Origin of the sequence: Aeromonas sp. PI_26, assembly GCF_027854445.1 — a bacterium.
GTDB classification, from domain to species: domain Bacteria; phylum Pseudomonadota; class Gammaproteobacteria; order Enterobacterales; family Aeromonadaceae; genus Aeromonas; species Aeromonas veronii.
This window is the reverse complement of sequence record NZ_JAJNOE010000014.1, coordinates 61,396-78,855: the sequence shown is the minus strand read 5'-3', so window position 1 is coordinate 78,855 and position 17,460 is coordinate 61,396. Positions and strand designations below refer to the sequence as shown.

The following is a 17,460-nucleotide window of genomic DNA, read 5'->3' as shown; positions in this document are numbered from 1 at the left end:
CCCCGCCCTTGTTGTATCTGCTTCTGTGGCGGATTAACGCGCCAGCAGGATACGCAGCATGCGGCGCAGCGGCTCGGCGGCGCCCCACAGCAGCTGGTCACCCACGGTAAAGGCGGCCAGATACTCCGGGCCCATATTGAGCTTGCGCAGACGGCCCACCGGAATGCTGAGGGTGCCGGTAACGGCCGCCGGAGTCAGCTCGCGGGCGGTGATGTCGCGATCGTTGGGGATCACTTTCACCCAGTCGTTGTGGGCTGCCAGCAGCGCTTCGATCTCCGCCAGCGGCACATCTTTTTTCAGCTTGATGGTGAATGCCTGGCTGTGGCAGCGCAGGGCGCCGATCCGCACACAGAGACCATCCACCGGAATGACGGCGTTTTCGATACCCAAAATCTTGTTGGTCTCGGCCTGACCCTTCCACTCTTCGCGGCTCTGGCCGTTGTCGAGCTTGGTGTCGATCCAGGGGATAAGGCCACCGGCCAGCGGTACGCCGAAGTTGTCCACCGGCAGGGTGCCGGAGCGGGTCTTCTCGGTGATCTTGCGCTCGATATCGAGAATGGCGGAGGCGGGATCCGCCAGCTCGACCGCCACTTCATCGCGCAGCATCCCCATCTGGGTGACCAGCTCGCGCATATGGCGGGCACCGCCACCGGAGGCGGCTTGATAGGTCGCCACGCTCACCCACTCCACCAGGTCGGCCTTGAACAGGCCGCCGAGGGCCAGCAGCATCAGGCTGACGGTGCAGTTGCCGCCGACGAAGGTCTTGATGCCATCGTTCAGGGCCTGCTCGATGACGTCGCCGTTGACCGGATCCAGAATGATGACGGCGTCTTTCTCCATCCGCAGGGAGGAGGCGGCGTCAATCCAGTAACCCTGCCAGCCAGCGGCTTTCAGGCGCGGATAGACATCCTTGGTGTAGTCGCCGCCCTGGGCGGTGATGATGATATCCTGCTTGGCCAGCGCTTCGATATCGAAGGCGTCTTGCAGAGTACCGGCATCGACGCCGAAGTTGGGAGCGGCCTCACCGGCCTGGGAGGTGGTGAAGAATGTGGGTTGAATATGGGCGAAATCCTGCTCTTCCTGCATCCGGCTCATCAGAACCGATCCCACCATGCCACGCCAACCGACCAAACCTACTTTTTTCATATTGTCCTACCCTGGATTGCTGCTAAAGAAACTCGTGGTGACACCCGTAACCCCCTTGTCTGGCGACGCCTGTTTACAAGCGGTTTACAGGCCATTTAAAAAATATGCGCTGCGAAAAATGCGTCTATCCACATTACGGATTGTGACGGCTTGCGCAAGTCGAATTGCGCAATATTCTGTGCCGTTTGCTGCATTAACCGGCAGCCAGCGCACCGCTCAGGCAGACGGGGAGCGAGAAGGTCAACATCAGACGAAAAGGCCACCGTTTATGGCGGTGGCCTGTCAATAAAGCGGTTGAGGACGTCCTCTGCTGTTGTCTGGGGGCGCAGTTGGCGAGAGAAAAAGCCCGACTGTGTGGGCGTCTAGCCGTAACGGGCGAGGGTGAGCCCCTCATCGCTGATGGCGGGCTCGCTGCCGCTGATGAGATCGCACAATAGCTGACCCGAACCGGCCGCCATGGTCCAGCCCAATGTGCCGTGGCCGGTATTGAGCCAGAGGCCGGGAATGGGGCTTGGCCCCACCAACGGGGTGCCATCCGGCGTCATGGGGCGCAGGCCGGTCCAGAACTCGGCTTGGCTGATATCGCCCCCTTCGGGAAAGAGATCGCCGACCACCATTGCCAGAGTGTCGTGGCGTCTCGGATTCAAGGCGAGGTTGTAGCCAGACAGCTCCGCCATGCCGCCGACCCGGATCCGCTCGTCAAAACGGGTGATGGCCACCTTGTAGGTCTCGTCGAGCACGGTACTGCGCGGCGCGGCCTCGGCATTGCTCATCGGCAGGGTGAGGGAGTAGCCCTTGACCGGATAGACCGGCAGCTCCAGTCCGAGCGGGCGCAGCAGCGGCCGCAAAAAACCGGTGGCATAACTGCCGAGCGCACAGACGATGGCATCGGCGCGATAGCGCTGCTCGCCCGCCCGCACCGCCACGGCGCGGCCGCGGGCTTGCTCAATCTCGTCGATGTCGCAGTTGAAGACGAACTTGACCCCGAGCTTCTCGGCTTCAAGGGCCAGGGCCTTGGTGAAGCGGAAGCAGTCGCCGGTCTCGTCGCCGGGCAGACGCAGGCCGCCGACGATTTTGCCGCGCACCCGCGCCAGCGCAGGCTCTGCCGCTTCGCAGCCGCTGGCATCCAGCGACTGGTAGGGGACGCCATACTCCTCCAGCACCTCGATATCGCGCTGACTGGCATCGAGTTGGGATTGGCTGCGAAACAGCTGCAGGGTGCCGAGCTGGCGCCCTTCGTAATCGATGCTCAACTCGTCGCGCAGCAGCTTCATGCAGTCGCGGCTGTATTCGGCCAGACGCACCATGCGCCCCTTGTTGGTGGCATAGGCGGTCGGGGTGCAGTTGGCGAGCATTCTGAGCATCCAGCGCAGCTGGAAGGGGTCGGCAGTGGGGCGCACGGTGAAGGGGGCATGCTTTTGCAACATCCATTTTGCCGCCTTGAGGGGAATGCCGGGGGCCGCCCAGGGGGCCGCATAACCCGGGGATATCTGCCCGGCGTTGGCATGGCTGGTTTCAAGGGCGACGCCACCTTGTCGCTCCAGCAGGGTTACTTTGTGACCCGCTTTGGCCAGATACCAGGCGCTGGTTACCCCTATCACGCCGCCACCGAGAACCACTATCTCCATATCGTCTTTCCTTGACTGATCTCCTGATGTGGCCACCACCATAATCAGCCGCCACAGGATATTCAACCGCTCTGCGCAGGATTGGGATCTCCGTCTGCTTGCCTGTCACAGGCTGGTGTTTGGTGCGATGGTGAGGCTGATTGCCAGCGTAAATCGCTACGCTGTTGTCAGTGTGAATGTGCCAAGGGACATGGCCCGCTTACAACTGCTCCAGCTGGATTAGGTACTGTTCCGCCGTCGCCAGAATTGCCTGCTGCTGCGCTGCCGGTTGGCCATCCCAGTTGGCATAGGGGAGGGCGAGGCGGGGATTGCCGCCCAGTTTGTCCCGATTGCGCCAAAGAAAGTGCCAGTAGAGGCTGTTGAAGGGGCAGCTCCCGTCGCCGTGGCGGGCTTTGACCTGATAGTGGCACCCCTTGCAGTAGTGGCCCATTCGCTCGAGATAGGCGCCGCTACTGGCGTAGGGCTTGCTGCCCATCAGGCCGCCATCGGCAAACTGGCTCATGCCGCGGGTGTTGGGCAGCTCCACCCACTCGATGGCATCCACATAGATGCCGAGATACCACTGATCCACCTCGTCAGGATCGATCCCCGCCAGCAGGGCAAAGTTACCGGTCACCATCAGCCGCTGGATATGGTGGGCGTAGGCGTGCTCCAGAGACTGGCCAATGGCGTGACGCACGCAGGCCATCCTGGTTTCGCCACTCCAGAAGAAACCGGGCAGCGGCCGGTTGGCCCCGAGAAAATTGGTCTGCTGGTAGTCGGGCATCTTCTCCCAGTAAAGGGCGCGGACAAACTCGCGCCAGCCGAGGATCTGGCGAATAAACCCCTCCACCTGCGCCAACGTGATGGTGGCCTGATTGGCCTGCCAGTGGGTCTCGGCGGCGCGGATCACCTCAAGCGGATGAAGCATCTTGCTGTTGAGGGAAAACGACAAACGGCTGTGAAACAGACTCCAGCCGCGCTCGCTCAGGGCATCCTGATAGCGGCCAAAGTGGGGCAGGCAGTGGGCCAGAAAATGGGCCAGCAGCTCACGACTCTGGCGCCTTGTGATGGGCCACGGCAGTCTGCTGGCATCCGCCTCGCCGATGGTACTGACCCCGTGGCGGGTCAGCATGGCGTCAATCTCGCTCACCTCATTGGCAAAGGTGAGGGGCGTCGGGATTGGCTGGCTAGCCGGCAGTTTGGCTCGGTTCTCGTCATCAAAATTCCAGCGCCCGCCAAGGGGTTGGCCGCGCTCATCGAGCAGCACTTGATATTGCTTGCGCAAGGCGCGGTAGAAGAACTCCATCCGGCTGTGGGGGTAGCGCTGCCAGCCATCGCGGGGGGTGAGAAAATGTTCGCTCTCCACCTCGGTGGCAGGGATGGCAAGTCCTACCGCCCAGCTTTTCAACTGGCTGGCAAGGCGCCACTCGTCCGGGCTCTGCCAGGCAAAGCTGCTGGCCTGATGTGCTTCGAGCTGAGCCTCCAGCAAGCCGGGCAAGTCGGGCCAGCGGGCGCTCTCATCGAGGGTCAGGTAACAGACGCGGTGGCCCGCTTGGGTGAGTGCCGCTGCGAAGGCGCGCATGGCGGCAAAGAAGGCCAGCACCTTCTGGCGATGGTGGCGGCAGTAGTCGGTCTCCTGACGCAGTTCCGCCATCAGATAACAGATTGCCGGATCCGGGGTGCGAAACCAGCTGTGACCGGCGTTCAGCTGATCGCCAAGAATAAGACGCAGCTCCATCAGACTCGCGCCTCCTCAGGTTGCTGCCTGCTGTGACGAGCGTGGCGACAGCGTTCGCTGCAGTAGCGAACCGCCTCCCAACTGCGCGCCCACTTGCGCCGCCAGCTGAAGGGGCGTTGGCAGACGGGGCAGATCTTCTCGGGCAGATGGGGTTTGCGATGCATGATGGCTTCCGGCCTTGGCTGATGGGGGATGTGGCGTGTGGGTAGGGAGAATAACGAACCGGGGGGGTGGACGGATCAACCTCACTGCCAGTTTGCCGCGCAGATGTGCACTTTGTGAGCGGGCGCACAGCCCGTCGGTGCACTCCTTGTTTGCAAATTAACCAGCCGTTAACGTGGCGAGGCTGCCCGTTGGCAGCATCCATCAACGGATCTTATTGGCCATCGACTGTCTACAACCGATATGGAGGGGAGTGATGCCAATCATGACAGCTACGCCCCGGGCAGCTTGCCTGCTCGCCCACTGGTATACCCGGGATCCCATTCTCACCTTCGACTTTCCTCACCGCTGATTGGCGGCACCCGCCGTTTGAATTTGTCAGCCGGACGACCCTGATCGTCCCGGCCTCTTTGCCAATTCCAATTTCAAACACACTGGCCTTGCGCCGGTGAGGAGTCTTATATGCGTCGTATACCCGAGCCGTTTCGTATCAAGATGGTCGAGCCCATCAAACAGACCACTGGCGCCGAGCGCCGCGCCGCCCTCGAGGCCGCTGGCTGGAACCCCTTCCTGCTGTTGGCCGAAGATGTTTATATCGATCTGCTGACCGACAGCGGCACAGGTGCCATGTCCGATCGCCAGTGGGCCGGCATCATGATGGGGGACGAGGCCTATGCGGGCAGCCGCAACTTCGTCGAGCTGGAGCGCACGGTGCGCGACATTTTTGGTTACCAGCATGTGATGCCCACCCACCAGGGGCGCGGGGCCGAGCAGATCCTCTTCCCCGAGCTGGTCAAGCGCTGCAAGGGCAAGGCGCCAGTGTTTATCTCCAACTACCACTTCGACACCACCAAGGCTCACGTGGAGTTGGCTGGCGCGCGGGCCATCAACCTGCTCACCCCGAAAGCCCTCGACACCACGGCCCCTTATGCCTGGAAGGGGGATTTTGATCTCCCTCGCCTGAGCGACACCATCGAGACCCTGGGGGCCGACAACGTGGCCGGCATCATCATCACGGTCACCTGTAACAGCGCCGGTGGTCAGCCGGTCTCCATGGCCAATATGGAGGCAGTCTCTGAGCTGGCCCGTCGTCACCATATTCCGGTGGTGATCGACGCCGCCCGCTTTGCCGAGAACGCCTGGTTTATCAAGGAGCGGGATCCGGCTTATGCGAAGTGCAGCATCAAGGAGATAGTGCGCCAGATGTTCGCGCTGGGGGACATCTTCACCATGTCGGCCAAGAAGGACGGGTTGGTCAATATCGGCGGGCTCTGCTGCTTTAAAGAGGATCTCGACCTGTTCCGCGCGGTGCAGGTGCGCTGCGTGGCAATGGAGGGGTTTGTCACCTATGGTGGCCTTGCCGGACGGGACATGGCGGCGCTCGCCATTGGCCTGCGCGAGGGGATGGATGAGGAGTATCTCACCTACCGCATCAGTCAGGTGGCCTATCTCGGCGAGCGGCTGACCGAGGCGGGCATCCCGATCCAGACCCCCACTGGCGGCCATGCGGTGTTTGTGGATGCCAAGAAGCTGCTGCCCCATATTCCGGCCGAGCAGTTCCCGGCCCATGCACTCGCCTGCGAGCTCTATCTGGAAGGGGGCGTGCGCGGGGTGGAGATTGGCTCCCTGCTGCTGGGGCGCGATCCCGCCACCGGCAAGCAGGAGGCGGCGGACTTTGAGTTGCTGCGTCTCACCATCCCACGTCGGGTCTACACCCGGGATCACATGGACTATGTGGCCGACTGCCTGATCGCGGTGAAAGCGCGGGCCAGCGACATTCGCGGGCTCACCTTTGATTACGAGCCGCCGCTGCTGCGCCACTTCACTGCGCGGCTGAAACCTGTCTGATCAGCAACCGGTCAGACTGGGTGATCAACCGCGCCAAACTGTGCAGATCACCGGTCGCTCCCGGTTAAACGGCCCAGTAAAAAAGCCCCCGCACCAAGGTGCGGGGGCTTTCGTTTATCGACGCAAACCGGGTCAGACCGCCTGATACTCCAGCTCGACCGAGCCCAGCGCCTTGAGAGTGGACTGGGCGGAGTCACGCTGGCTGATCTGGCCGTTTTTGTTCTCCAGCAGCACGGCGCGGCGGATGGTGGCGAGATCTTCACCGTTAAGCACCGCATGGGCGCAGGCCATCTGCATCGGCGGCAGGCTGGGGTTGAAGGCGGCGTTCTCGGCGTAGCGGCCAGAGAAGATGCGGCCATCGGCAAACTGCAGCGCCACCGCGGCATAGCCCTGACTGTAGGGGGCGTAGCTTTGACGGGCGGCGGCCAGCGCGGCTTGCCACAGCGGGTCTTCGCTTTGTAGTTCAAGCTCTGCGTGATCCTGCGGGCTCATCAGCGCATCAGTGATGTCGAGATCCGCCGGGCCAAACGAGTGGGGCAGGAAGGATTGCAGGGCGCTCAGGTCATCGGGCAGAGAGACTTTCAGGATCTTGGCGGTACTCAGCTCGTTCATAAACTGACGGCAGTGGCCGCAAGGGGTGTAGTTGACGGTGATTTCGCTGATCCCAGTCTCGCCACCCAGCCAGGCGTTGGAGATGGCGGACTGCTCGGCGTGGACCGAGTGGAACAGACCTTGCCCCGCGAACTCCATGTTGGCGCCGAAGTACCAGCTGCCGCTCAGGCCACAGGCGATGGCACCGACATAAAACTTGGAGATGGGCGCCACCGAGCAGGCGGCTGCCAGTGGCAACAGGGCGAGGCGCAGGGCGCGATCATCGAGACCTGTGGCGGCTTTCAGGGTGGCGACTTGCTCCGGCGTGAAGCGGGCGTTGAAGTCGGCACTATCCAGCATGGGCTGCACGGCTGCTTTGAGCGGGGCAGAGAGGGTATCGAATGGCTTGGCAAAACGGGGATGCATAGTGTGTCCTCAAAGGCCAATTGGGCGGCCATTGTAGGGAGCAAGCTCGGGTAAATGTGTGAGCAGGCTCACGCCCTGACGGGCAAACGGAGGGGGATGGTAATGGAAACGTTTGTCTTGTGCAAATTGTGCGGCAGGTCGCACCCCGAGAGGCCAGCAGGCCCCTCGGGGTGCTCAATCGGTGGGCAGTCTGTAGTCAACACTACGATCAAATCAGCCAGTGATAGATGGCAAACAGCAGCGGGGCGACGGCCGCGGTGAGGATCCCGCACACCACCATGGCCAGCGATGCAAAGGCACCCTGGGTGATCCCCTTCTCGGCGGAGGTGGCGGTGCCGATGGCGTGGGCACAGGCCCCCATGGCGAGCCCTTGCGCTTCCGGATCGGTCACTTTGAGCAGTTTGAGCAGCGGGTAGCCGATCAGGGCACCGACAATCCCCACCACCACCACCACGGCGGCCGCGATGGCGGGAATGCCGCCGATGGACTGGCTGACGCTCATGGCGAGCGGGGTGGTAATGGATTTGGTCGCCAATGAGGCGAGCAGCGCCGGATCTGTGCCCATAAAGTGACCGATCAGCAGGGTTGTACACACCGAGATCAAGACGGAGGCGAGGGTACAGATTAGGATGGGCTTGAGCTTGGCCTGGATCTGGCGCGCCTGCTGATAGAGCGGCAGCGCCAGCGCCACTACTGCGGGCTCCAGCAGCATGGTAATGGGGCTGCTGCCGCGCTCGTACTGCTCAAGGGGCAGGTTGAACCAGAGCAGCAGGCCGATGATCACCGCGGTCGGCACCAGCACCGGATTGATGATGGGCCAGGGCAGGCGGCGATAGAGGGCGCGGGTGGCGAAATAGAGCGCCAGGGTCAGAGGGATGGCGAGCCAGAAGATCATTTGTTCATCCTCTGGTAGAGCCGACCGACGGTGGCGAGGATCAGCACGATCCCGAGCACGATGCAGAGCATGATGACGCAGAAGGATTGGCGCAGGGGCTCAAGCCAGGCCACCAGTCCGACTGCAACCGGCACGAACAGCACGCCCATGTGGCGCAGCAGCAGGCCTGCCCCCAGCTCGACCCAATGTAGCTTGATCAGTTGCAGGGAGAGCAGTACGAACAGCAACAGCATGCCGATGATGCTGCCGGGAAAGGCGAAAGGCAGGATGGCTGCCACGGATTTGCCTGCCAGCAGGCAGGCGACGATGACCATAAAGTCACGAAAGTACAGCAAGGCGCGTTGCGCGATCACGTGAACCTCATCGACTGGGAAGAAAAATCGCAGTTTACCAGAGAGGCCGGGTCGCGGCATTAAAACAATAACAACTGAAATCAGTTCGTTTGAAGCTGATTTGATTGGCATTTTTTGAAAAGTGCCTGATAGAACCCTTTTCGAACTACAAGGAGTTGTGATGACATCCCTCTTGTCCCGAGTTCGCCAGCTGGCGAACGATACTGCGTTGCCACCCCATCTGCTGCAAACCCGTCAGTGGGAAGGGCCCCTGTGTCGGGTGCGACTCGACAACACCGGCGCTGATGCCACCCCGGTTGAGCGCTGGGTGCTGTTTGATGGCAAGCTTGGCCTGCCGGTGGAGAGCGCCATCTATGGCGAAGGATTCCAGATGCTGGCCCAGACCATGGGTAGCTGGCAATCACCACAACATGTCGGCCGTTGCCCCGATGCCAGCGTTTATCGCATCACCGATGACAATGGCTATCACACCATTCACAACCTGTTGCTGGTGGAGCATGGCAAGGGGTGGCTGCTGCTCGCCTTTGCCAGCTGCCACCGTTTTGGCGGGGAGTTTCGCCTCTATCCTGATGGGCGCCTGCAGATCCTGATGAATTGCGAAGGGCGAAAACTTGCAGCCGGTGAGCACTGGCAGAGCGAGGCGCTGATCTGCCTCGAAGGGGCTGAGCGCGAGGATCTGCTGGCCGAGTTGGCACGGCTGATCGAGGCCGAGCACGGCTCGCTGATCGGCAAGGTGAGTGAGCGCCCGAGCGGCTGGTGCTCCTGGTATCACTACTACGCCGAGGTGAGCGCTGCCGATATTCGCGAGAACCTGCAGGTGCGTGCCGAGCGCTTCCCGGCCCTGCGCTATGTGCAGATTGACGACGGCTATCAGGCCAAGATGGGCGACTGGCTCACTCCGTCGGCCAAGTTCGAGCAAGGTGTAGCCTCACTGGCTGCCGAGATCAAACAGGCTGGCTGCGAGCCTGCCCTCTGGGTCGCTCCCTTTATTGCCGAACCCACTTCGCAGGTGTTTCAGGATCACCCCGACTGGTTTGTGAAGGGGGATGACGGCCTGCCGTTGCCCTCCGAGCGGGTCACCTATGGCGGTTGGCGCTGCACCCCCTGGTATGTGCTGGACGGCACCCACCCCGAGGTGCAAGCGCACCTTGAACAGGTGTTCCGTACCTTGCGCGAGCAGTGGGGAATCCACTACTTCAAGCTCGATGCCAACTTCTGGGGGGCCATCCACGGTGGCCGTTTCCACGATCCGGCCGCCACCCGGGTTGAAGCTTATCGACGCGGTATGGCGGCCATCCTGCGCGGTGCTGGTGAAGGCGCTTTCCTGCTCGGTTGCAACGCCCCCATCTGGCCAAGCCTCGGGCTGGTGCACGGCATGCGGGTGAGCGATGATGTGGAGCGCAGTGGTCATCGCTATCGCCAGATCGCTCGCGAGGCCTTCTGCCGTGCCTGGCAGAACGACAAGCTCTGGGCACTCGACCCCGACTGCATTTGCCTGCGGGATTTACCGAGCCAGCAGGCAAGTAAAGCTGAATACAGTTTCCATCTGGCTGCACTGGTGGCGAGCGGTGGCATGATGCTGGCCGGTGATCGGCTGCAAGATCTCGATGAGGAGCAGGCTGCGCAACTGTGCAAGTTGCTGGCGCTCTGCGCCGCCCGGGCACCCTCGGCCCGTTTCGAGTCGATGGACTTTGCCTGCGGTGAAGTGGGGCTGCCCGAGGGGGGTACTCTGCTCTGCTTGTTCAACTGGGAGGAGCAACCACAGGAGTTTCTGCTGCCGGAAGGGGGAACCGATTTTTGGCAGGAGCAGGCTGTCGGTACGGCTGTCACCCTGCAAGGGGGCGAAGGGCGGGTGATCCGCTACGCCTGATCACAGCCTCACCATAAACAATTCAGGCTCCATTACGGAGCCTGAATTGTTTCAACCAGCTGTTATCAGTAACGCCACTCAAAACCGACGGCGTATTTGGCTGAGCCATAGCCCGGGATATCACTGCCGGAGGCGATCGCCTTGAGGGTCAGCAACGGGGTGATGGGCACCCCCAGACCAAAACCGATGGCCAGTTGATCATTGGGGTTCCCCATCAGATCGACCCGCATCACTCGATAAAGGGACATGTCCTCGCTCAGGTGCATATAGGCTTGCGAAGCGCGGTTATAGACCTGACCAAACACCTCCAGCTGGAAACCTGACTGGGCGCTGATGGCCAGCGGTACCCCGACAAACTTGTAGAGATGAGAGCCGTTGAAGTAGCTGTTGGTGATCAGGGGAGTGAAATCAGTCTGCTGATAAAGGGTATTGAAGTTCTGTTCTACGATGCGATAGGTCTGCTCGGGCAGGCGAGCAAGATAATCCGGCACATCGAACCGGTATGCGGCGTTGGCTGCCAGCGGCAGCAGGGCCAGTAATCCGAGCAGTGCGTGGTGACGAGGCATCAGCAAATGGCTTCCGTTCGGCCAAAGAGATCTCTTGCTTGGGAGACATCCGCTCAGGATGTTGCAAGATATTGGTTTTTGGGGAAATCCCCTTCGTCATTATGACCTGAAGAAGGGGATGGGCGGGAAGGATTTATTGTGAAACTACTCACAACTCATAAATCTTCCAGATAGTGGTAGAGACTCTTAAGAATCGCAAAGTTCCGTTCGTTACTCTGGTTCTGCTCGGCCAACGCCTCGAGACGGGGCACATAGTCCGGCAGACGGCGGCTGAAGTAGTCGCTGCAGTGCAGGCGCCAGCGTTTCTGCTCCGCTTCGCTCAAGGTGTGCGGCCAGTTGCGGGCGCGGTAGCGGAACAGCATCTCCGGCAGCCGGGAGTCGGTAAAGGCGAACTCCCGCTCACCCAGCAGATCCGCGGGGGTGGCACGCACCAGATCCATGGTGGACTTGTCGCCATGGCCAAAGAATCCGGCGTAGAGCTGGGTATCGGGGTCGCTCTCATTGCTGCCGGCGAACTCCTGATTGAACACTTCCACCAGTTTTTCCCGCACTTCGGGGTGGGCGCGCAGCAGATCCAGGCTCTTGCGGCACTGCTCCCGATTGATGCCGAGCTCGTCGGCGCGTTCCGCCGTCAGGGTGGCGGCCGGCGCCAGCACCGGGCACTTGTTGATGTGCACCAGCTTCACCGGAATGCCCGCCAGATCCCCCAGCTCCTCTTTTTTGGTATAGAGGCGCTCGCGGATCTCCTCGCTGGAGAGTTCAATGAGCGGGGTGGGGTCACGGGTCAGATCCACCATGATCACCGCGTTCTGGTTGGTGGGGTGCCAGGCGAGTGGCGAGACCCAGCTTGCACAACCCTGCCAGGGGGAGAACATGCCGGAGACATGCACCAGCGGTTTCATGGTCACCACGTCAATCAGCGCCTTCACCTTGTTTTTGTTACGCAGATCAAAGAGATAACCAAACAGCTTGGGTTGGGCCTTTTGTACCAGCTTGGCCATCTCGATGGTGGCCAGTACGTCAGAGAGTGCGTCGTGGGCATTGGCGTGGGCGACGCCGTTGGCGACTGTCAGCTTCTCCAGCCGGAAACTCGGCTTGCCCTCATCGTCAAACGCCCACTCGATCCCCTCCGGGCGCAGGGCATAGCAGGCCCGCAGCATGTCGAGAATATCCCAGCGGGAGTTGCCGTTCTGCCAGCTGTAGGCATAGGGGTCATAGAAGTTGCGATAGAGGGTGTAACGGGTCACTTCATCATCGAAGCGGATGCTGTTGTAGCCAAGCACACAGGTATTCGGCGTGGCGAATTGCTCGTGGATCTGGCGAATGAAATCCGCCTCGCACAGCCCATCCTTCATCGCTTTTTGTGGCGTGATACCGGTAATCAGGCACGCCTCCGGATCTGGCAGATAATCAGCCGGCGGCTTGCAGTAGATGACCAGCGGCTCGCCAATGATGTTGAAATACGCATCGGTACGAATACCGGCAAACTGCGACGGCCTGTCCTTGGCGGGGCTGATGCCGAAGGTCTCGTAGTCGTGGAAATAGAATGTTGGCTCGTTGCCCGCGTGTGCTGTTTTGCTCATGTTGCTCGAGATGAGGTATCCGATGACGGCGGCTAGCGCCTGGGTGGGCGGTGCCAGGCACCACAATTGTGTGCATGGTAAACCATAGCGCAGGCAGAACGAAGGGCGAGCCGTGCAGGTGGCGGTTTATTGGGCGGTTGCTCCCGACATCTTAGGCACTTCTGTCTTGCTCACCGGGACTATACGACCAATTTATCTCGTAGGATGCGATGATCTTTTATGACATCAGAATATTAGCCTGGTCCCATATCCGCTGGTTATAAGGGGTATAACCAGCGTGTGACAGCGGGAGCCTTTAGACTGCAGGCCTCAAAACAGCAATTTTGCAGGTGGTGCAGTTATGGTGATTACTCAGGGTCCACAGTTCAACGGCAAGGCATCCAAGCGGATGCATGTGATGGCCAAACCTATCGGGGCCGTGTGTAACATCGACTGTACCTACTGCTACTACCTCAGCAAGCAGGATCTGCTGGAATACAAGAAGGGGTGTTCGCCCCAGATGGATGAGCAGACCCTTGAGACCTATATCCGTCAATATATCGAGGAGCAGAATACCCCCGAGATCATCTTCTCCTGGCAGGGGGGCGAGCCGACGTTGCTCGGGCTCGACTATTTTCGCAAGGTGGTCGAGTTGCAGCGCAAATACCAGCCGCAAGGGGTGGTGATCGCTAACGATCTGCAGACCAACGGCATCCTGCTCAACGATGAGTGGTGTGAATTTCTGGCCGCCAACAACTTTCTCATCGGTTTGAGCATTGATGGCCCCGAGCTGCTGCACAACGCCTATCGGGTCAACCGAGCCGGGCGCGGTACCTTCAATCAGGTGATGACGGCGGTGGCGCTGTTGCACAAATACAAGGTGAAGTTTGCCACCCTGACCTGCGTGAACAACCTCACCAGCAAGAATGCGTTGGAGGTCTATCGCTTCCTGCGTGATGAGGTGAAGTCGCCCCAGATGCAGTTTATCCCCATCGTCGAGCAGAAGAGTTTTCGCACCACCGCGCCCCAGACCTGGCAACCGCAGGAGCAACACAAGCAGGGGGACAAGCGCCTCAATCCCTGGCACAAAAATTCGGTGGTCGAGCCCTGGTGCGTCTCAGCCGAGGGGTGGGGGGATTTTCTTATCACCATTTTCGATGAGTGGGTGCAGCGGGATCTGGGACGGGTCTTCGTGCAATATTTCGAGGCGAGTGTCGAGACCTGGATGGGGCGCAAGAACCCCCTCTGTACCTTGGGGGAGATCTGCGGCAAGGGGCTGGCGATGGAGCCCAACGGCGATGTGTTTGCCTGTGACCACTATGTCTATCCCAAGTACAAGATCGGCAATATCCACCATCAGCCGCTCAGTGAGCTGGCGTATTCGCCCGCCCAGCAAGCCTTCGGCTTTGCCAAATCGCGCAGCCTGACCCGCCAATGCCAGCAGTGTGACTACCAGTTTGCCTGCTATGGGGAGTGCCCGAAGAATCGCTTTATTCGCACCCACGAAGGGGAGGCAGGTCTGAATTACCTCTGTGCCGGTTGGTACAAGTTTTTCAGCCATATCGATCAGTGGATGGCCTATATCCTGCGCCGCGCCGGTTATCCGGTGGCCCATGGCAAGTACCGTGATGCGGGGATAAATAACGGCGTCATGACACATGGTCAGAGGAAATAAGCGATGCAGAGCATGTTGAGTCGCCACGAGTTCCGTCACACCCGCTCCGGCACCATGGGCGCCTTGTGGCTGGCCCTTGGCATGACCCTGTCTGGCCCAGCGCTGGCGGTAGCCAGCCCTGCGCCGCCGGTCACCACATCAGCGAATGGGGCACCCACCGCATCCGTGGCGGCCAGTGCGCCCTCAGCCGCCCAGATCCAGCAGTGGGCCTACAGTGCGCAGGATATCTCCCTGCCAGCGGTGGAGCGGGCCGATGCCCTGCGTCAGCTGGCGGCTTATCCGAACCAGAACAGTCTGGTGGCGGTGGCCAGAAGCCTGCGTGATGAGCACGCACTGGTGCGCGAAGCGGCGGTGATTGCAGCCGATCCCTATCAGTTTGCGCACCGCTGGCGGCTGCTCTCACCGCTGCTGGCTGACAGCTGTGCCGAGGTTCGCCACGCCGCAACCCTCAATCTGGCGCGCGATTATGGTGTCATGAATGAGGGGCAACTGAGCGCCATTGGCCAGCCGCTGGCGGAGGTGAGCGAGTATCTCGCCCGGCAGCAGGACCCTGCGCAGCAGCTGTTGCAGGCAGATCTCTATCGCTGGACCCGGCAGTGGGACAAGGCGCAGGCAAGCTACGAACAACTGCTGGCCAATCAGCCCGATAATCCCCTGATCTGGCTTGGTCTCTCTGACAACTTGCGGGCCCAGCAACGGGATGCCGAGGCGCTGGCCTTGCTCAACAAGGGGATCCTTGCGCTGCCGCAGAATGCCAACCTCCATTACGCCAAGGCGCTGACCCAGGTGCGCCTCGATCAGAAGAGCGAAGCGGCAGTCACCATGGCACAGGCGGCGGAGCTCGCTGGCAATAACAGCTACTTCTGGTATCTCAACGGGGTGCTGCAAGAGCCGCTAGATCTCGAGAAAGCCATCGGCTCGTTCGAGCTTGCCTACCGGATCTCCGGCGCGCCGGAGCAGCTCTATGCGGTGTGCGATATCTACCTTCGCCACGATCACCCCAAGAGCGACGCCTGCATGAGTGAACTTGGCAAGATAGCGCCCCCCGAGGTGCTGGCCGAGCTCAATAGCAAGCGCGCGAGCAAGACGAGCACGCCGCCGGTTTCCGCTGGCCAGTGATGGCTGCCACTTCTCTTACTGCACAGGTCAGGTTATGACGATCATACCGTTCAAATTCGCAATTCCGTTGCTGGCGACCACCCTGCTGGTGGCCGGCTGCACCCTCTCGGTCAAACAGGGCAACCAGCCGCTCCATCCGCTGCGACAGAAGATTGAAGCGGACATGGTGCTGGTGGAAGGGGGCCGTTTTGAGATGGGTTCCAACGACCTTGCCGCCAAAGCGAGCGAAGGGCCACAGCATACGGTCTCGCTCAACAGCTTCTACATGGCAAAATTCGAGGTGACCCAGGCCCTGTTCGAGGCGGTGATGGGCCCCTCCATCAGCTATTTCCAGGCACCGGATGTACCGGTCAACAACCTCAGCTGGCAACAGGCCAATCTGTTTGTGACAAGGCTCAATGAGTTGACCGGCGCTTACTACCGCCTGCCCACCGAAGCTGAGTGGGAGTATGCAGCCAAGGGGGGCAAGCTGAGTAAAGGCTATCGTTACAGCGGCTCCGATCAGATTGACGAAGTGGCCTGGTACAGCGGCAACGCCAAGAATCGCGCCTATCCGGTGGGGCTGAAAAAACCCAACGAGCTGGGGCTATACGACATGACCGGCAATGTGGGGGAGTTTGTGGCTGATGCCTATGAAGAGACCTTCTATCGCCACAGTCCTCAAGAGAACCCGAACAATGCCCAGGAGAGCAAGAGCCACCTCGCCCATAAGTCGGTGCGAGGCGGCAGCTACGCCTATGAGGCTGAATTGTCTGAAAATTTCCGGCGTGATTTCGCCAGCCAGTCGGTGATGATGGCAGACATGGGATTGCGACTGGTGCGAGATGCCCGTTAGGACTGAACGATGGAGGTGCTCAGCCCCAGCTCGCTGACCACTTCGAACAACTGCTGGCGCAGCCAACGGTGGCCCGCCTCGGTGGTCCGGCTGGGGTGCCAGATGGCCGACAGGCTGAATACTGATTCCTCGAAGGGGAAGGGGAGTACCCGCACATCATACATGCCGGCAAAGGTATTTATGATGGAGGTGGGCAAGACCCCGATGATCTCGCTGCACGCAATGATGGGCAGCATCTCCATGGCGGTCGGCACCCGCACCACGATATTGCGGTTGGCCATTTGCGGCAGGTGCTCGGCGGTGATCATGCTGCCTCTGACCTGCCACTGGGCCAACGCCACATGCTCCTCGGTAAAATAGGCCTCCACCGTCAAGTTGCTGCCCAGTCGCGGGTGGTTGCTGGCACACACCACCTTCACCTGCTCGCCATAGAGCACCTCGCTCTTGAGCATGCTGCGCCCGCTCTGGGTCATGTCGATGATGAGATCATAACGCTGCATCCGCAGGTCACTCTCCATATCTTCGGTAAAGAGGGGATGCACCTCGAGCGAAATACCCGGGGCGAGTGCCCGGATCTTGCCCAGCAGTGCTGGGACCAGTTGGGCGCTGACCAGTCTGACACAGGCGATGGAGAAGACTCGCTGGGAAGTGCGCGGATTGAACGTGCGCGAGGTCGAGAGGGTAGAGCTGAAGTTTTTCAGCGCGGCAGCCATCGCCGGATAGATGTCGATGGCAAATGAGGTGGGCTCCATCCCCACGACCTTGCGATTAAACAGAGGATCACCGTAGATCTCCCGCAGTCGCTTGAGGGCCTTGCTGACGGCGGGTTGGCTGATCTCCATGCGTGTCGCCGCCCGGGAGAGGCTGCGCTCTTCATAGATGGCGACAAAGATCGGGATCAGGTTCAGCTCGGTACTTCTGATGTCTAACAAGAGAGGCCTCGTCACATGTTCGTGGAAAAATCACACTGCCTTGGCACTGCCGGGTAGCCGGAGGGGAGAACCTGCCACGCCAGTCAGGTGGCGTGGCAGCCAGCGGGTATCCCACTTTGGCAGTGTAATGAA

At 60.7% G+C, this 17,460-nt stretch carries 15 protein-coding genes; 5 read left to right on the top strand and 10 right to left on the bottom strand.

The window, feature by feature from the left end:
• Nucleotides 1-33: 33 nt before the first annotated feature.
• The 4 genes from asd to LRL22_RS15040 all read right to left on the bottom strand — a co-directional run bounded on the left by asd (nucleotide 34) and on the right by LRL22_RS15040 (nucleotide 4,658).
• Nucleotides 34-1,146: an aspartate-semialdehyde dehydrogenase gene (gene asd / locus LRL22_RS15055; RefSeq protein ID WP_005345266.1), complete on the bottom strand. Its 1,113-nt coding sequence runs from the start codon at nucleotides 1,144-1,146 to the stop codon at nucleotides 34-36.
• A 362-nt stretch (nucleotides 1,147-1,508) separates the two neighbouring features.
• Nucleotides 1,509-2,816, bottom strand: coding sequence for a D-amino acid dehydrogenase (locus LRL22_RS15050; protein WP_336296652.1), 1,308 nt, complete (start codon nucleotides 2,814-2,816; stop codon nucleotides 1,509-1,511).
• Between the two features lie 157 nt (nucleotides 2,817-2,973).
• A complete protein-coding gene (locus tag LRL22_RS15045) occupies nucleotides 2,974-4,494 on the bottom strand; it encodes a cryptochrome/photolyase family protein (RefSeq protein WP_270905723.1) in 1,521 nt (506 codons plus the stop codon).
• Complete coding sequence (locus LRL22_RS15040) at nucleotides 4,494-4,658, bottom strand: DUF2256 domain-containing protein (protein WP_270905722.1); 165 nt, start codon at nucleotides 4,656-4,658, stop codon at nucleotides 4,494-4,496. Before LRL22_RS15040 ends, LRL22_RS15045 begins: the two co-directional genes overlap by 1 nt.
• A gap of 460 nt (nucleotides 4,659-5,118) precedes the next feature.
• On the opposite strand from LRL22_RS15040, the gene LRL22_RS15035 reads away from it, so the two are divergent.
• Nucleotides 5,119-6,504, top strand: coding sequence for a tryptophanase (locus tag LRL22_RS15035; RefSeq protein WP_270905721.1), 1,386 nt, complete (start codon nucleotides 5,119-5,121; stop codon nucleotides 6,502-6,504).
• A gap of 132 nt (nucleotides 6,505-6,636) precedes the next feature.
• On the opposite strand, the gene cdd is transcribed toward LRL22_RS15035, so the two are convergent.
• From cdd to LRL22_RS15020, 3 genes are all read right to left on the bottom strand, one after another.
• Complete coding sequence (gene cdd, locus LRL22_RS15030) at nucleotides 6,637-7,521, bottom strand: cytidine deaminase (protein ID WP_005345271.1); 885 nt, start codon at nucleotides 7,519-7,521, stop codon at nucleotides 6,637-6,639.
• A gap of 208 nt (nucleotides 7,522-7,729) precedes the next feature.
• Nucleotides 7,730-8,416: an LrgB family protein gene (locus LRL22_RS15025; RefSeq protein ID WP_108541154.1), complete on the bottom strand. Its 687-nt coding sequence runs from the start codon at nucleotides 8,414-8,416 to the stop codon at nucleotides 7,730-7,732.
• Complete coding sequence (locus tag LRL22_RS15020; RefSeq protein WP_270905720.1) at nucleotides 8,413-8,769, bottom strand: CidA/LrgA family protein; 357 nt, start codon at nucleotides 8,767-8,769, stop codon at nucleotides 8,413-8,415. The genes LRL22_RS15025 and LRL22_RS15020 overlap by 4 nt, the downstream gene beginning before the upstream one ends.
• A gap of 160 nt (nucleotides 8,770-8,929) precedes the next feature.
• Between LRL22_RS15020 and LRL22_RS15015 the strand changes: the two genes are divergently transcribed.
• Nucleotides 8,930-10,639, top strand: coding sequence for a glycoside hydrolase family 36 protein (locus LRL22_RS15015; protein ID WP_270905719.1), 1,710 nt, complete (start codon nucleotides 8,930-8,932; stop codon nucleotides 10,637-10,639).
• Between the two features lie 65 nt (nucleotides 10,640-10,704).
• Here LRL22_RS15015 and LRL22_RS15010 read toward each other — a convergent pair whose 3' ends face one another.
• A complete protein-coding gene (locus tag LRL22_RS15010) occupies nucleotides 10,705-11,205 on the bottom strand; it encodes a hypothetical protein (RefSeq protein WP_005360277.1) in 501 nt (166 codons plus the stop codon).
• A 155-nt stretch (nucleotides 11,206-11,360) separates the two neighbouring features.
• Nucleotides 11,361-12,788 (bottom strand): exodeoxyribonuclease I, encoded by a 1,428-nt coding sequence (gene sbcB, locus LRL22_RS15005; protein WP_270905718.1) that lies wholly within the window; start codon nucleotides 12,786-12,788, stop codon nucleotides 11,361-11,363.
• Nucleotides 12,789-13,128: 340 nt separating this feature from the next.
• On the opposite strand from sbcB, the gene LRL22_RS15000 reads away from it, so the two are divergent.
• From LRL22_RS15000 to LRL22_RS14990, 3 genes are read left to right on the top strand one after another with little or no spacing between them, the layout of a single operon-like run.
• Nucleotides 13,129-14,442 (top strand): anaerobic sulfatase maturase, encoded by a 1,314-nt coding sequence (locus tag LRL22_RS15000; protein WP_270905717.1) that lies wholly within the window; start codon nucleotides 13,129-13,131, stop codon nucleotides 14,440-14,442.
• A 3-nt stretch (nucleotides 14,443-14,445) separates the two neighbouring features.
• Nucleotides 14,446-15,561, top strand: a complete 1,116-nt coding sequence (locus tag LRL22_RS14995; protein ID WP_270905716.1) for a tetratricopeptide repeat protein — start codon at nucleotides 14,446-14,448, stop codon at nucleotides 15,559-15,561.
• A gap of 34 nt (nucleotides 15,562-15,595) precedes the next feature.
• Nucleotides 15,596-16,396 carry a formylglycine-generating enzyme family protein gene (locus LRL22_RS14990; RefSeq protein WP_270905715.1) on the top strand — a complete coding sequence of 267 codons (801 nt, stop codon included), beginning with the start codon at nucleotides 15,596-15,598 and terminating at the stop codon, nucleotides 16,394-16,396.
• Here the strand turns inward: LRL22_RS14990 and LRL22_RS14985 are convergent.
• Nucleotides 16,393-17,328, bottom strand: coding sequence for a LysR family transcriptional regulator (locus tag LRL22_RS14985; protein WP_270905714.1), 936 nt, complete (start codon nucleotides 17,326-17,328; stop codon nucleotides 16,393-16,395). The two genes, LRL22_RS14990 and LRL22_RS14985, sit on opposite strands and share 4 nt — an antisense overlap.
• Between the last annotated feature and the right edge of the window lie 132 nt (nucleotides 17,329-17,460).